The organism is Rathayibacter caricis DSM 15933 (genome assembly GCF_003044275.1).
GTDB classification, from domain to species: Bacteria; Actinomycetota; Actinomycetes; order Actinomycetales; family Microbacteriaceae; genus Rathayibacter; species Rathayibacter caricis.
Genome location: NZ_PZPL01000001.1, coordinates 1,917,743 through 1,931,708 on the forward strand (window position 1 = coordinate 1,917,743; position 13,966 = coordinate 1,931,708).

Here is a 13,966-nt window from a genome sequence, read left to right on the forward strand (position 1 = left end):
CCGATCCGCCCGTCAGCGGGAGGCGGAGCGGACGGCGCCGACGCTCGCGGCGACGACCAGGCCGATGCCGATCGCCTCGACGACCGTGAGCCGCTGGCCGAGCACGAGGAAGCCCGACAGGGCGGCCGCACCCGGAGCGAGCGACATCAGGATCGAGAAGGTCGACGAGCGCAGGCGCCGCAGCGCGAGCAGCTCCAGCGCGTACGGCACCGCGGAGGAGAGCACCGCGACCGCGAAGCCCAGCAGCAGCACGGGCGGCAGGATCAGCGCGGGCCCCGCCGTCGCGATGCCGAACGGCAGCGAGACGACCGCGCCGGCGGCCAGGGCCAGCGCCAGCCCGTCGAGGCGGGGGAAGCGCCCGCCCGTCCGCTCGGCGAAGACGATGTAAGTCGCCCAGAGCGCCGCGGCGCCGAGTGCGAACGCGACGCCGACCGGGTCGAGCGAGCCGAACCCGCCCTGCGAGAGCGTGACGACCCCGGCCAGGGCGAGACCCGCCCAGAGCAGGCTGAGCAGGCTCCGGCCGGCGATCACCGAGAGGGTCAGCGGGCCGAGGACCTCGAGGGTGACGGCGGCGCCCTGCGGGATGCGGGCGATGGCCTCGTAGTAGCAGGCGTTCATCCCGCCGAGGGCGAGCCCGTAGACCAGGACGGTGCCCCAGTCGGCCCGCGTGTAGCCGCGGAGCCTCGGGCGGCAGACGACGAGCAGCACCAGCGCCGAGAAGACGAGGCGGAGGGTGACCGTGCCGATCGGACCCGCGGCCGGGAAGAGCAGGACGGCGAAGGACGCGCCGAGCTGCACGCTCGCCACCGCGCCCAGCACGAGGCCGATCGAGCCGGCACCGCCCGAGCGGCGCGGCGCCTCGCGCACGTCGTTCAGCTCGAGCGCCGCTGCTTCTGCACGGGAGGGACGTTGTAGCCGAGCAGGCCGATGCCCGTCGCGTCCCAGCGGAGCGTCGTCAGCGACACGTTGTCGACGACGGGGAACGTGTGGCGGTAGGTCTCGGGGTTGATGCCGAGGTAGGCGCACAGGAGCAGGCGGATGAGGGTGCCGTGCGCGACGACGAGCACGCGGCCCTCGGGGTGGTCGCGGTGGATCCGGGCGAGCGAGGCGTTGGCGCGGGCGACCGCGTCGAGCCCCGACTCCCCGCCGGGCATCGGCTGGATCGCCGGAGCGGCGACCCACGCGCGGTAGGCGTCCGGGAAGCGCTTCTCCATCTCGGCCGTCGTCAGCCCCTCGCCCTGGCCGAAGTCGACCTCGACGAGAGCGGGGTCCGGATGAACCTCGAGGTGCGCCGCGCGGGCGGCCGGGACCGCCGTGCGGACCGCTCGCACGAGCGTGGACGAGTACACCGCCTCGAGGTCGGCGTCGACGGCCCAGGAGGCGAGCGTCGCCGCCTGGTCCTGTCCGCGAGGAGTGAGGGCGATGTCGGAGGAGCCCGCGAAGCGGTTCTCGGAGTGCCAGACGGTCTCTCCGTGCCGGGCGAGGATCAGGGTCGTCACCCCCTGAGCCTACCGAGCGTCACCCGAGCGGGAGGTGGGTGCGGGCGGGACGCGCAGGATCCTGCTCGCCGGGCTTCAGGCGTCGGCCGCGGAGTAGTGCGCGTCGACCAGGACGGGGAGGTGGTCCGAGAGCCCCTGCGGCAGGGTCGACACTCGCTCGATGCGGATGGAGTCGCTGATCGCGAAGTCGAAGTGCCCGCTGAAGTACCGGTAGCGGGCGTAGGTCGGGGAGTCGCTCCGCGACACCAGGTAGCCGTTCCGCGTCATCTTGCGGTCGAGTCCGCGGAAGAACCAGGGGTAGTTGTAGTCGCCGACCATGAGCGAGGGGGTGTCCGGCGCGTACTCGCGCAGCCGGTTCAGCGCCTCGTCGATCTGCTTCCGGCGCAGGGCGTTGCCGGCCGAGAGGGGGGCCGCGTGGAAGGACGAGACGGCGATCGATCCGCCCTGCTCATCGGTCAGCCGGACGGCGAGCAGGCGCTCGTGAGCGGGGGACATGACACGGTCGTGCATCGACTTGCTGAGCTCGAAGGCGGCACTGCCGGCCAGCTCGAAGCGGGCGTGCGAGTAGTAGATCGCGAGCCCGAGCCGGTTGCGGGCGGTGACGGTCGCGAGGCGCAGGTCGCCCAGCTCCTGCGGGAGCTTCGTGGTGTCGCACTCCTGCAGGCAGAGGACGTCGACGTCGTGGCGGGCGGCGAGCGGAGCGATCTCGACGTGCGCTCGGTGCTCCCGGAGGTTGTAGGAGATCACCCGGAGGGCGCGTTCTTTCGGCTGCATTCCGCCAGTGTAGGGCGGCTCGTCGGGCGTCGCGGCGACGTCCGGGCGAACACGGAGGGACCTCGTCGGGTCCTGATCGCGACGGCGTCAGGAGCCCGGCGAGGTCCCTCGCGGGGAGCGGTCAGCGGGTGGCGCCGGCGGTCCCGTCGGGGTCGGCGTCGGTGCCGTGGATGCCGTCGGTGGGGCCCCAGTCGGGCAGCGGCGGGTTCTCCGCGTCGCCGTCCTGGGTGAGTCCGTCGGGGGACGGGCGGCCGACCTCGTCCAGGCCCGCGGTGGTGCCGTCGGCGGTCTCAAGCTCGGTCGGCGAGGGGGTCTGCTCGGGGTCGACGAGGGTCGGTTCGATGTCGTTGTCGGAGCTGCTCATAGCGTCACGCTAGGCCGCCGTCCGGTCGCGGCGCACCCCCTTGATTTCGCAGATGACCCGCGTGTGGGGGGCAAGCTCGTGCGCCTTGATCGAGGGGTGCCCGCTGGGAAGCATCGCTCCCGTACACCTCCGCGACCGTCCGCTCGACAGCGGGAAAGCGTGCACGCCGGAGGCCTCGGCCCCTCGACAGAAAGGCACCACCGTGTCCCACGATTCCACTCCCGCCCCCCTGGACGCCGAGCGCATCGTCTCGCGCCGTTCGGTGACCGCCGCCGCCGCCTGGACCGTCCCGGTCGTCGCGGTCGCGGTCGCGACCCCCTCCGCCGCCGCGTCGATCGTCGACGTGGGCGCCTTCCAGCTGGAGGGCACGTGCGGTGCACTCGGACTCCTCGGCCCGGGCTTCACCCTCCGGGCCGGTGCGACGACCCCGCTGCCGGTCGGCACGACGGTCACCATCACGGGCTCGGGCATCGCGAACATCGGCACGTTCTCGGTCTCCGGCGGCACCGCCACCGTCAACGTCCTCAGCGGTACCAGCCGTCAGATCACCCTGACCGCGGCGGTGCCGGCGGGCGCGACCATCGCGTTCCGCACCACGCTGTCGATCTCGGTCGCCTTCGTGCTCAACGCGGTCGCCACCCTGCCCACCGGCTACTCCGGGACGGGTGCGAAGACGGCGGGCAACGTCACGTCGACGCTCATCCTCTGCTCCGACAACTGATTCCGCGCATTCCCCGAGGCCCGTCCCGCCCTCACCGGCGGGGCGGGCCTCCGTGCGTCTCAGGACGCGTGCGCGGCGAGGTGCGTGCATCCGCCGACCCGAGCGCGCCGATCCGCGACGGAACGCGAACGACGAAGGCCCCCGCTCCGATCGGAGCAGGGGCCTTCGTCGTTCGGGCGGTGCGGCTCAGCGGCCGTAGGCCGAGGCGGCCGGGCAGTCGAACGGGTCGCCGCCGGCCGAGAGGCCCACGCGGTTGAGGTAGCGGACGACGATGCCGTACGACTCGAGCAGCGAGGTCTCGGTGTAGGGGATCTGGTGGGTGGCGCAGTACTCCTTCGCGATGACCTGGGCGCGGCGCAGGGCCGGGCGGGGCATGTTCGGGAAGAGGTGGTGCTCGACCTGGTAGTTCAGACCGCCCATGTAGAGGTCGGTGAGCCAGGTGCTCTTGATGCTGCGCGAGGTGAGGACCTGACGGCGCAGGAAGTCGACGCGCGCCTCCTTCGGCAGCAGCGGCATGCCCTTGTGGTTCGGAGCGAACGAGGCGCCCATGTAGAGGCCGAAGACGCCCATCTGCACGCCGAGGAAGGCGAACGCCATGCCCAGCGGCAGCGCCCAGAAGATGACCGCGAGGTAGAGACCCACGCGGGCGACGAGCATCGAGATCTCGACCCAGCGCTTGTCGACCTTGCCGCGGCCGAAGACGGTGCGGAAGCCGTGGATGTGCAGGTTGAGGCCCTCGAGCAGGAGGAGGGGGAAGAAGGCGTAGCCCTGGCGGCGGGTCAGCCAGGCGTACAGGCCGCGCGAGCGGGCCGCGTCCTCGCTGGTGAACGAGATGACGTCGCGCTCGATGTCGGGGTCCTTGCCGAGCACGTTCGGGTTCGCGTGGTGCCGGCTGTGCTTGTGCATCCACCACGAGTAGCTGATGCCGACGAAGAGGTTCGCGAGGGTGCGCCCCGCGACGTCGTTGGCCTTGCCCGACTCGAACACCTGACGGTGCGAGGCCTCGTGCGCGAGGAACGCGAACTGGGTGAGGACGATGCCGAGGGCGGCGGCCAGCAGGAGCTGGAACCAGGAGTCGCCCAGCAGGACGAAGCCGGTCACGATGCCGCCGAGGGCGAGCACCAGCACGGCGAACATCGTGTAGTAGAAGCCGGTTCTGCGACGGAGCAGGCCCGCGTCGCGGACGGTGCTGAGCAGGCCGGAATACTCGGTGGTGGGGTTGATGCGGCCGTCGGCGCGCGGACGCGTCCGGACGACGCGAGAGACGGGCTTCGCCTCGCTGCCGCTCTGGGCGGTCGAGCCGCCGTCGGACAGGGTGGTGGGAACGCTCACGGGGTGCCTCGTTCTTTCGGGGCGGCCATCGGCGTCGACGGCCTCGTGGAGAGCGACCCCCGACTCGGCCTCGTGAGGCACGGCCCGGTCCGCTCCTGGTTCACCACGCCGGTAGGGGCCGGTCGTGGCGTGCGGCGACCGGTTTCTTGGGCTACCTCTTCGAAGACTACGGGCAGGGGGTGCCCACCGCACCATGAGGATTGCCAGCCTTCGCGAACGGTACGACGGCGCGGCGGCCGCGATCGCGACCGCCGCGCCGATTCCGGCGCTCAGGAACCGATCGAGTCCTGCGGGCGTCCGGACTTGAGCGCCGCGAGGCGCGCCTCGACCTCGGTCATCTCGCCGAGGTCCTCGAGCGACTCGAACTGGGCGTCCAGGCTCGAGGAGGCCAGCTCCTCCGCACCGCGCACGCGGGCCTCCTCGCGGCGGATCTTCTGCTCGAAGCGGCTCACCTCGCTGGTCGGGTCCATGATGTCGATGCTCTTGATCGCGTCCTGGACCTGCGACTGCGCCTCGACGGTCTTCGAGCGGGCGATGAGCTCGTCACGCTTGGACGAGAGCTGGTTGAGCTTCTCGCGCATCTGGTTCAGGCCCGACTTGAGCTTGTCGACGACCTCGGTCTGCGAGGCGATCGTCGGCTCGGCGTCCTTCGCCTCCTTCTCGGACTGGATCTGGCGCTGCAGCGCGACCTTGGCCAGGGCGTCGAACTTGTCGGCGTCGCCGGTGCTGCTGGAGGTGCGCAGGTCGTCGGCCTTGCGGCTCGCCGCGAGCGCCTTGGCGCCCCACTCCTGCGCGTTGTCGACGTCCTCGCGGTAGTCGTCCTCGAGCAGGCGCAGGTTGCCGATGGTCTGCGCGATGGCGGCCTCGGCGTCGCGGATGCTCTCGGTGTAGTCGCGCACCATCTGGTCGAGCATCTTCTGCGGGTCCTCGGCCTGGTCGAGGAGCGCGTTGATGTTCGCCTTCGCGAGCTGCGCGATGCGTCCGAAGATGGACTGTCTCTGGGCCATGCTGTCTCTCCTTGCGTCGTGGGATGTCGTGTCGATCAGAGGTGTGAGAACTCTCAGAAGCGGCCGCCGCCGCCGCGGCGTCCGCCGCCGCCACGGGAGCCGCCGCCGAAGCCGCCGCCGCTCGAGCGGCGGGAGGAGCCGCCGAAGCCGCCGCCCGACGAGCCGCCGAAACCGCCGCCGAACCCGCCGGAGCGGTAGCCGGAGCGGCGCCCGCCGCCCAGCAGCGACTCGACGAGGATCCCGCCGAGGAACGCCCCGGTGGTGTTCCCGCCGTAAGGGCTGCCCACGGCGGTCGGCGACGCGTACCGGCTCGTGTCCGAGCGGGCCTGCTGCAGGGCGTCCTGGGCCAGTGCGGAGGCGCGCTGCGCCGAGGCCAGCGCCTCGCGCGGGTCGGTCGGCGCGATCTGCGCCGCGTACTCGGAGGCGCGGACCGCCTCCGTCAGCCGGGTGCGCGCGAGCGAGCCCACGGCCCCGCGCCGGGCGGCGATGAAGTCCTCGGCGGCCGAGACGCGGCTCCGCGCGGTCGTGAGCTCGGCCGCGAGGGCGGCGCGCTCGCGCTCCCGCTGGGCCTGGGCGTCGCGGTAGCCGCCGACGGCCGCGTCGATCACGGCGTCGGCCGACGAGAGGGTGGCGAACAGGGCCAGCGGATCGTGCGGGCGTACAGCGGCAGCGCGCTCCACCTGAGCGAGGGACGCCTCCGTCTGTGCGATCGCGGCGCCCATGTTCTGCGCGAGGGCAGCGGTGGTGGGATCCGACGCGTCGGCCGAGGCGGCGAGCGTGCGGCCCTGGGCGACGTCGGCGCGGATCTCGGCGAGGCGCGCGGCGAGGGTCGCCTCGGCCTCGCGCAGGTCGGCGGCGCGGGTCGCGACCGCGTCGAGCAGGCCGGACGCCTGCTCCGCCGCCTGCTGCCCCGAGCGCAGCAGAACGGCCGCGCGCCCGGTGTCACCGGCGGTGAGGGCCTCGCGAGCGCCGTCGACGCCGTCACGGGCGAAGCGGAGTCGGTCCTCGGCCTGGTCGGCGTCGTCCTCGACGTCGTCGATCGCGGAGGGGGAGTAGGAGACGGCGAGCTCGCCGAGGATCGCGCGCGTCGGCGCGATGCGGACCGCGACCGCCTCGATGCGCGCGGCGAGCTGTACCGCCACCTCCGGAGCGTTCTTCTCGAGGTCGCGCAGCTGCTCGAACGCCTCGGCCTTCTCGTCCAGCGCCTGCTCGGCGTCGGCGCAGAGCTGCAGGATCCGGGAGTAGCCGTCGCGGCGCTCCTGGTCGGTCTCGGGCTCGGCGTCGTCGAGGCGCTGCTGCAGCCCGAAGGCCTCGCCGAGGAGCCGCTTGGCGGTCACGAGCGCCTCGCGGAACGGCCCGGTCGCGTCCGAGCCGAACTGCGCCTCCGCGAAGCCGACCTCCTGCTCGCTGGTGCGCACGGCGTCGTCGGCGTGCACGAGAGCGGATCCGGCGCGGGTGGCGAGCTCGTCGATCGAGGCCTCGACGGCCTCCGCGGCCTTCCGGCGGCGCGAGCGGCGGACGAGGAGGAGGATCACGATGCCCAGGACCACGAGGACGGCGAGGACCGCGAGGACGATCGTCGCTCCGCGACCGAGGGACTCGCCGGCGGTCGGCGCGTCGAGGCGCTCGCCGATGCCGTCCGCCGCGGCCACCGCCGCTCCGGCCCAGTCGCCCTCGACGAGCTGCGGTTCGATGTCGTCGCTCTCGAGCGACGAGAGCTGCGCGTCGTCGAGCGCGAAGCCGTCGGCGACCGAGACCTGGTACTGGCGGGCGCCGACCGCGACCGCGAGGAGGACGTCGTCGTCGCCGAGCCCGTTCAGCTCCGCGGTCGCGTCGGCCCAGCGCTCGTCGCCCGAGACGCCGGTGAAGCTGTCGACGTACGCGACGAACAGCTGGACGCGGTGCTGCTCGTACAGGCGCGACGCGGCCTGCTCGATCTCCGCGGCCTCACCCGGTGCGAGGGCCCCGACGGAGTCGAGGACGGGGGAGGAGCCGAGGGTCGCCGGGTCCTCGGCGACCGCGGCGGGGGCCCCGGCGAGCACGGCGGCGGCGGCCACGAGCAGGGCCACGACCGTGCAGAGGAGCGGACGCCCGGCGGCGGAGCGCTCACGGACGTCGGACCGGTGGTTCGCTGTCGCGGTCATCGCGCACACTCCTTCGTCGTTCGCCTCCCGAGTGTAGACAGGGCGGTCGACGAGGAGCAGGGAGCGATCGCCGCGGAGCGCGTCCGCCGCCCGTGGCGGATGGGAGAACGCCGGGAGACGGAATGCGCTCGTCACCGCCGCGGTTCCCCTCCGCGGTGCGACTGCTGGTCGCGCCCGCCCGACCCCTGACGAAAGGCCCTCCGTGGATCCCTTCTCCCCCCTCACCGCCGGTGACCTCGAACTCCCCAACCGCGTCGTCATGGCGCCGATGACGCGCCTGCGCGCCGACGAGAAGGGCGTCCCCGGCGCCCTCATCGCCGAGCACTACGCCCAGCGCGCGAGCCTGGGACTGATCATCAGCGAGGGAGTGTTCCCCAGCGCCGAGTCCAAGGGCTACGCCGGGCAGCCGGGCATCGAGACCGCCGAGCAGGCCGAGGGCTGGCGCGTCGTCGCCGACGCCGTGCACGCCGCCGGTGGCCGCATCGTCATGCAGATCATGAACGCGGGCCGTGTCTCGCACACCGCGATCACCGGCACCGACCGCATCGTCGCTCCCAGCGCCATCGCGATCGACGGAGAGGTCCGCGTCCCCGGCGACGACAAGGCCCGCTTCCCGGTGCCGCACGCGCTCACGACCGAAGAGCTCGCCGTCGTGCGCGACGAGTTCGTCGCCGCCGCCCGCCGCGCGGTCGACGCCGGCTTCGACGGCGTAGAGGTCCACTCGGCCAACGGCTACCTGCTGCACGAGTTCCTCTCGCCGGTCTCGAACGTGCGCACCGACGCCTACGGCGGGAGCCCCGCCGCGCGCGCCGCGTTCCCGATCGAGGTCACCCGCGCGATCGCCGACGAGATCGGCGCCGGCCGCGTCGGCATCCGCATCTCGCCGAGCCACAACATCCAGGACGTCCTCGAGACGGACGCCGACGACGTGCGCGCCACCTACGAGGCCCTCGTCGACGGACTCGCGCCGCTCGGACTCTCCTACCTGAGCGTCCTGCACGCCGAGCCCGCGGGCGAGCTGGTGCAGGACCTCCGCTCGCGCTTCGGCGGCGTCCTGATCGCGAACAGCGGCTTCGGATCGCCGACCACGCGCGACGAGGTCCGCTCGCTGATCGCCGACGGCCACGCCGACGCCGTCGCGGTGGGCCGTCCGGTGATGGCCAACCCCGACCTCGTCGAGCGCTGGCAGGGCGGACACCCCGAGAACGAGCTCGACCAGGCCACCGTCTACGCGAGCGGCGCCGAGGGCTACACCGACTACGAGCGTCTCTCGGCGTAGTCGTACCGACGACGAAGGCCCGCTCCCCGTGCAGGGGGCGGGCCTTCGTCGTGTCCGGGATCAGCCCCGGTGCTTGAGCTCGTCCTCGATCGCTGCGTCCTCCTCGGGGGAGAGCTCCTGCTCCACGTCCTCGGGGCCGGCGGTCTCGCCGATCCGGCCCTCGCCGAGCGCGCGGATCGACTCGATGTCGTCGGACAGCGAGGCGTCGTCCGGGGAGCCGCTCACGAGCCCGACTCGATCTCTCCGGCCGAGACGGCCTCGGCGTACTTGCGGAGGTCCGGCCCGGGCTCGAAGTCGATGAAGCGGTCCTTCAGCCGGGCGTTGAGCTCGGCGAAGACGTCCTCCCAGGGCTCGCCCTTCTTGCTCTGGGCGAGGTCGAGCACCGCCTCGCGGAGGACACGGTCCGAGTCCTCGAGGATCTTGCTGCGGGCTTCATCGTTCCAGCGGATGTCCTGTGCGTCCATGCTCCGACCGTAGGCGGGGGTGCGGGGGCGACGCAGGGACTTGCGGAGCGCGGATCGGAGGCGTAGGCGCCGCCTCAGGCCCGGCAGTGCGGATCAGGTCCCGTCTGGACCGACGTCGCCCGCCACACTTCGCCAGGGGACTCGGCTCCGCCTACCATTGACGGCATGGCTTCGCCTCCTCTCGCCCCTCCGCTTCCGCGGGACTCCGCGGATGAGGGGGACGATGGCCTGACGGACCGCGAGCGGGACGCGTCGGCTGCTCGCTACCGAGCGGGCGCGGGCTCGCCGGTCCTCACGTCGGCCGAGCGGCGTGCTCTCGCCGCCTGGCGCCGACGCCGCTAGAGCGCGGAGTGGCCGTTCCGGCGGAGTGGATTCACCTGCCCGCCCTCCAGCGATTCATCTGCGCGCGCCCGGAACGAGCCGAGTTCCGAGGTGGTCGGCGCTCGTACCATCCGACTCCGTGGGCGTTGGACGTCCAATCGCACCTCAGATCGTTGCGGCTCCCTCTTCCTCCCTCGGAATCCCTCCTCGTGGACCTGGACGAGCAGGGGGAGGTGATCGCGGCGTGCCACTCCGGCTACGACAGCGACGGTGACGTTCTCCTGGTGTTCGCGATCGGAGTCCGCCCCGACCATCAGGGCGCCGGTCTCGCGATGAACCTACTCAGTCAGGTCATCGGCTCCGTCGGTCCCGGGAGACCTGATCTCGTCGCCCGGATCGACGTCCGCAACGCACGGAGTCAACGCCTCTTCGCCGGGGCCGGTTTCGAGGACACGGGTGCTCGATCCGGCGACGACCTCGCGCTCTGGGCGAGATCGTCGTCCGATCCGCTCGGCTAGCGCGTTCTTCGTGCGGACCGCACAGCGCGGATCGGAGGCGTAGGCGCCGCCTCCGATCCGCGCCGTTCACGCCAGGGCGGGCAGGACCTCGCGCTCGAACAGCTCGATCCCCGAGCGGTCGTAGGCCGCGTCCGGGAAGTAGAAGATGCCGTAGTCCATGCCGCGCGCGGCCATGTCGGCCAGGCGGTCGACGATCTGCGCGGGGGTGCCGACGGCGAGCGCGTCGGGGGAGCGGTACTCCGCCACGAAGGACGCGGCGCCCTCGGCACCGAGGAACGGGGTCACGCGCTCCTCCAGCCGCTGCAGGCCCTTCTCGACGTCGGCCTCGGTCTCGCCGATCATCACGTTGTAGTTGGCGCTGCGGGTGATCGCCGAGAAGTCGGTGCCGAGCCGCTCGCAGTGCGCTCGGAGCACCGCGCTCTTGTGGTCGAACGCCTCGGCGGCGCCCGCGAAGTTCGTGTACTGCGCGTACTGGGCCGCGATCCGCAGCGTGACCTTCTCGCCACCGCCGGCGACCCAGAGCGGGATCCCGCCCTCCTGCAGCGGCAGCGGGCGGTTGATCGCGCCGTCGACCGTGTAGTACCGCCCGTCGAGCGTCGCGGAGCCGGTGGTCCAGGCCTGGCGCATGATCTGCACGCCCTCGTCGAGGCGGCCGAGCCGCTCGGCGATGCGCGGGAACCCGTAGCCGTACGCGCGCCACTCGTGCTCGTACCAGCCGCCGCCGATGCCCATCTCGACCCGGCCGCCCGAGACCACGTCGACGGTCGTCGCGATCTTGGCGAGGTGCATCGGGTTCCGGTACGACATGCACGTGCACATCTGGCCGAGGCGCACGCGGGAGGTCGTCGCCGCGAACGCTGCCATGAGCGTCCACGCCTCATGGGTCGCCTCGTCGGTCGGCACGGGGACGGTGTGGAAGTGGTCGTACACCCAGATCGACTCCCAGGCGCCGGAGTCGGCGTGCCGGGCGAGGTCGTTCATGGTGCGCCACTGGTCGGCGGGGTCGATGCCGACGAGGTCGTGGCGCCAGCCCTGGGGGATGAAGAGTCCGAATCGCATGCCGCCGACCCTAGGGCGGCCCGGGCGAGAGGTCGAGGGGGTGCGGGGGCTCCAGTACGCTTCCCAGCGATGCTGACCGACACCCTCGACCTGGGCCTCCCGATCATCCTGCTCATGGTGCTCGCTGCCTTCGCCGCAGGCTGGATCGACGCGGTGGTCGGCGGTGGCGGACTGCTCCAGCTGCCCGCGCTGCTCCTGGTGCCCGGCATCTCGCCCGTGCAGGCGCTGGCGACCAACAAGCTCGCGTCGATCTTCGGCACCACGACCAGCGCGATCACGTTCTTCCGGCGGGCGAGGCCCGACCTGCGCACCGCACTGCCGATGGCGGCCGTCGCCCTCGCGGGCAGCTACGGAGGCGCGACGCTCGCGGGGCTGCTGCCCTCCTCCGTCTTCAAGCCGATCATCGTCGTCGCGCTGATCGTGGTCGCCGTCGTCACGATCGCGCGCCCGACGATGGGCAGCGTCACCGCGCTCAAGCACGCGGGGCGGCGGCACCTCGTGACCGCGGCGGTGCTCGGACTCGTGATCGGCTTCTACGACGGCCTGATCGGCCCCGGCACCGGCACGTTCCTGATCATCGCCCTGATCACGGCGCTCGGCTACGACTTCCTGCTCGCGAGCGCGAAGGCGAAGATCGTGAACGTGGCGACGAACCTCGGGGCGCTGCTCTACTTCATCCCCGGCGGGCACGTCGTCTGGGTGCTGGGCCTGTTCATGGGCCTCGCGAACGTGGCGGGTGCCTACCTGGGCTCGCGGATGGCGGTGGCCAAGGGGAGCCGCTTCATCCGGATCGCGTTCCTCGCGGTGGTCGGCGCACTCATCCTGAAGCTCGGGTTCGACGTGTGGACCGAGAACCTGGCGCCGCTGCTGGGCTGAGGACCGGGCTCAGGATCCGGGACCCCGGCAAGGACCGGTGCCCGGTTGAGGCGGCAGAACCTCAGCCGGGAGGGCTCGTCAGCCGCGATGGTGCGCGACGAGTCGTTCCGGCTGAGGTTCTGCGGAAGGGCTGCGGCGGATCAGCCGAAGGGGATCGCTCCGACCAGGACGCCGACCGCCAGCATCACCAGCGAGACGATCACCGCGCGCCACAGCACCTTGCGGTGGTGGTCGCCGAGGTTGACCGCGGCGAGCGAGACGAGCAGCAGGATCGCGGGGACCAGCGGGCTCTGCAGGTGGACCGGCTGGCCGGTGATGGAGGCGCGGGCCATCTCGACCGGGTCGATGCCGTAGTTCGCGGCGCTCTCGGCGAGCACCGGGAGGATGCCGTAGTAGAACGCGTCGTTCGACATGAAGAAGGTCATCGGGATGCTCAGCACACCGGTGATGACGGCGAGGAACGGGCCCAGCGCCGGCGGGATCACATCGACGACCCACTCGGCCATCGCGTCGACCATGCCGGTGCCGTTCAGGACGCCGATGAGCACGCCCGCGGCGAGGACCATCGAGACGACGCCGACGATGCTCGGCGCGTGCTTCACGATCTCGGACGCCTGGTCCTTCATCTTCGGGAAGTTGATCAGCAGCGCGACCGCGGAGCCGACCATGAAGACGTAGGGCAGCGGCAGGATGTCGGCGACCAGCAGCGTCATGACGATCAGGGTGAGCGCGAGGTTCACCCAGATCAGCTTCGGACGCAGGGTCTCGCGCTCAGGGTCGAGCATGGTGTCGGCCATCGCGGTGTCGGCGTCGTCGGCCTGGACGCGGGCGGCGACGGCGACCTGGGCGCCGCGCAGCGACTCCGGCCCGCGGAGGAACGAGAACTTCTCGCGGGCGACGGTGCGGATGCCTCCGGTCAGGGCGGCGAGGCCGCCGGTGCGCGGGGCGCGGCCGGCGCCGACGAGCTCGCGCTCCACCATCGGCTCGGCGAGGGCCAGCGAGCCGAGGCGGCGGCGCTCGCCGAGTCCGAGGAACCAGGCGAAGACGAGCGTGACGGCGAGGCCCACCGCGAGGGAGGGGAGCATCGGCACGAAGATCTCGCTCGGCGAGACCTGCAGGGCTGCGGCGGCGCGGACGGTCGGACCGCCCCACGGCACGATGTTGAGCGTGCCGTTCGCGAGGCCGGCGACGCAGGTCAGCACGACCGGGTTCATCCCCAGGCGGAGGTAGATCGGCAGCATCGCCGCGGTGGTCACGATGAAGGTGGTCGATCCGTCGCCGTCGAGCGAGACGGCTCCGGCCAGCAGCGCCGTGCCGAGGACGACCTTCGCCGGGTCGTCGCCCAGTGCGCGGACGATGAAGCGGATCAGCGGGTCGAAGAGCCCGACATCGATCATGATGCCGAAGTACATGATCGCGAACATCAGCAGGGCGGCCGTGGGGGCGAGGCTGCCGATGGCCTCGATGACCATGTCGCCGATGCCCAGACCCGCGCCGGCGAAGAGGCCGAAGATCGTGGGGACGACGATCAGCGCGACCATGGGCGTGAGCTTCTTGGTCATGATCAGGGCCATGAAGGCCAGGATCATCGTGAATCCGAGTACTACC

The 13,966-nt window shown here is 72.1% G+C and carries 15 protein-coding genes; 4 read left to right on the plus strand and 11 right to left on the minus strand.

All coding sequences use genetic code 11. The annotated features are described in order from the left end of the window. Window positions 1–12: 12 nt before the first annotated feature. The 4 genes from C1I63_RS08815 to C1I63_RS08830 all read right to left on the minus strand — a co-directional run bounded on the left by C1I63_RS08815 (window position 13) and on the right by C1I63_RS08830 (window position 2,637). Window positions 13–867, minus strand: coding sequence for an EamA family transporter (locus C1I63_RS08815; RefSeq protein ID WP_211315602.1), 855 nt, complete (start codon window positions 865–867; stop codon window positions 13–15). 5 nt (window positions 868–872) lie between these two features. Next, window positions 873–1,499 carry a histidine phosphatase family protein gene (locus tag C1I63_RS08820; protein ID WP_055786801.1) on the minus strand — a complete coding sequence of 209 codons (627 nt, stop codon included), beginning with the start codon at window positions 1,497–1,499 and terminating at the stop codon, window positions 873–875. Between the two features lie 75 nt (window positions 1,500–1,574). Further along, window positions 1,575–2,273, minus strand: a complete 699-nt coding sequence (locus C1I63_RS08825; protein WP_055786805.1) for an endonuclease/exonuclease/phosphatase family protein — start codon at window positions 2,271–2,273, stop codon at window positions 1,575–1,577. 121 nt (window positions 2,274–2,394) lie between these two features. Next, window positions 2,395–2,637, minus strand: coding sequence for a hypothetical protein (locus C1I63_RS08830; protein WP_107574553.1), 243 nt, complete (start codon window positions 2,635–2,637; stop codon window positions 2,395–2,397). Window positions 2,638–2,839: 202 nt separating this feature from the next. Between C1I63_RS08830 and C1I63_RS08835 the strand changes: the two genes are divergently transcribed. After that, complete coding sequence (locus tag C1I63_RS08835; RefSeq protein ID WP_146168417.1) at window positions 2,840–3,358, plus strand: hypothetical protein; 519 nt, start codon at window positions 2,840–2,842, stop codon at window positions 3,356–3,358. Between the two features lie 186 nt (window positions 3,359–3,544). On the opposite strand, the gene C1I63_RS08840 is transcribed toward C1I63_RS08835, so the two are convergent. From C1I63_RS08840 to C1I63_RS19435, 3 genes are all read right to left on the minus strand, one after another. After that, window positions 3,545–4,582 carry a fatty acid desaturase family protein gene (locus C1I63_RS08840; RefSeq protein ID WP_055788897.1) on the minus strand — a complete coding sequence of 346 codons (1,038 nt, stop codon included), beginning with the start codon at window positions 4,580–4,582 and terminating at the stop codon, window positions 3,545–3,547. Between the two features lie 377 nt (window positions 4,583–4,959). Further along, window positions 4,960–5,697: a PspA/IM30 family protein gene (locus C1I63_RS08845; RefSeq protein ID WP_107574554.1), complete on the minus strand. Its 738-nt coding sequence runs from the start codon at window positions 5,695–5,697 to the stop codon at window positions 4,960–4,962. 53 nt (window positions 5,698–5,750) lie between these two features. After that, complete coding sequence (locus tag C1I63_RS19435) at window positions 5,751–7,841, minus strand: TPM domain-containing protein (RefSeq protein WP_170116358.1); 2,091 nt, start codon at window positions 7,839–7,841, stop codon at window positions 5,751–5,753. A gap of 202 nt (window positions 7,842–8,043) precedes the next feature. Between C1I63_RS19435 and C1I63_RS08865 the strand changes: the two genes are divergently transcribed. Then, window positions 8,044–9,120 (plus strand): alkene reductase, encoded by a 1,077-nt coding sequence (locus C1I63_RS08865; protein WP_107574557.1) that lies wholly within the window; start codon window positions 8,044–8,046, stop codon window positions 9,118–9,120. 60 nt (window positions 9,121–9,180) lie between these two features. Here the strand turns inward: C1I63_RS08865 and C1I63_RS19740 are convergent, their stop codons facing one another. Together C1I63_RS19740 and C1I63_RS08870 are read right to left on the minus strand one after the other, a co-directional pair. Then, complete coding sequence (locus C1I63_RS19740) at window positions 9,181–9,345, minus strand: hypothetical protein (RefSeq protein WP_157603043.1); 165 nt, start codon at window positions 9,343–9,345, stop codon at window positions 9,181–9,183. Further along, window positions 9,342–9,584, minus strand: a complete 243-nt coding sequence (locus C1I63_RS08870; RefSeq protein ID WP_055786822.1) for a hypothetical protein — start codon at window positions 9,582–9,584, stop codon at window positions 9,342–9,344. The genes C1I63_RS19740 and C1I63_RS08870 overlap by 4 nt, the downstream gene beginning before the upstream one ends. A gap of 350 nt (window positions 9,585–9,934) precedes the next feature. Between C1I63_RS08870 and C1I63_RS08875 the strand changes: the two genes are divergently transcribed. Continuing rightward, complete coding sequence (locus C1I63_RS08875) at window positions 9,935–10,423, plus strand: GNAT family N-acetyltransferase (RefSeq protein WP_170116359.1); 489 nt, start codon at window positions 9,935–9,937, stop codon at window positions 10,421–10,423. A 66-nt stretch (window positions 10,424–10,489) separates the two neighbouring features. On the opposite strand, the gene C1I63_RS08880 is transcribed toward C1I63_RS08875, so the two are convergent. Continuing rightward, entirely contained in the window at window positions 10,490–11,482 is a 993-nt protein-coding gene (locus C1I63_RS08880) for an LLM class F420-dependent oxidoreductase (RefSeq protein WP_107574559.1), read from the minus strand. A 69-nt stretch (window positions 11,483–11,551) separates the two neighbouring features. Here C1I63_RS08880 and C1I63_RS08885 point away from each other — a divergent pair, with 69 nt between their 5' ends. Beyond that, window positions 11,552–12,358 (plus strand): sulfite exporter TauE/SafE family protein, encoded by an 807-nt coding sequence (locus C1I63_RS08885; RefSeq protein ID WP_055786827.1) that lies wholly within the window; start codon window positions 11,552–11,554, stop codon window positions 12,356–12,358. A 140-nt stretch (window positions 12,359–12,498) separates the two neighbouring features. Here C1I63_RS08885 and C1I63_RS08890 read toward each other — a convergent pair whose 3' ends face one another. Continuing rightward, window positions 12,499–13,947 carry a CitMHS family transporter gene (locus tag C1I63_RS08890; RefSeq protein ID WP_107574560.1) on the minus strand — a complete coding sequence of 483 codons (1,449 nt, stop codon included), beginning with the start codon at window positions 13,945–13,947 and terminating at the stop codon, window positions 12,499–12,501. Window positions 13,948–13,966 lie beyond the last annotated feature (19 nt).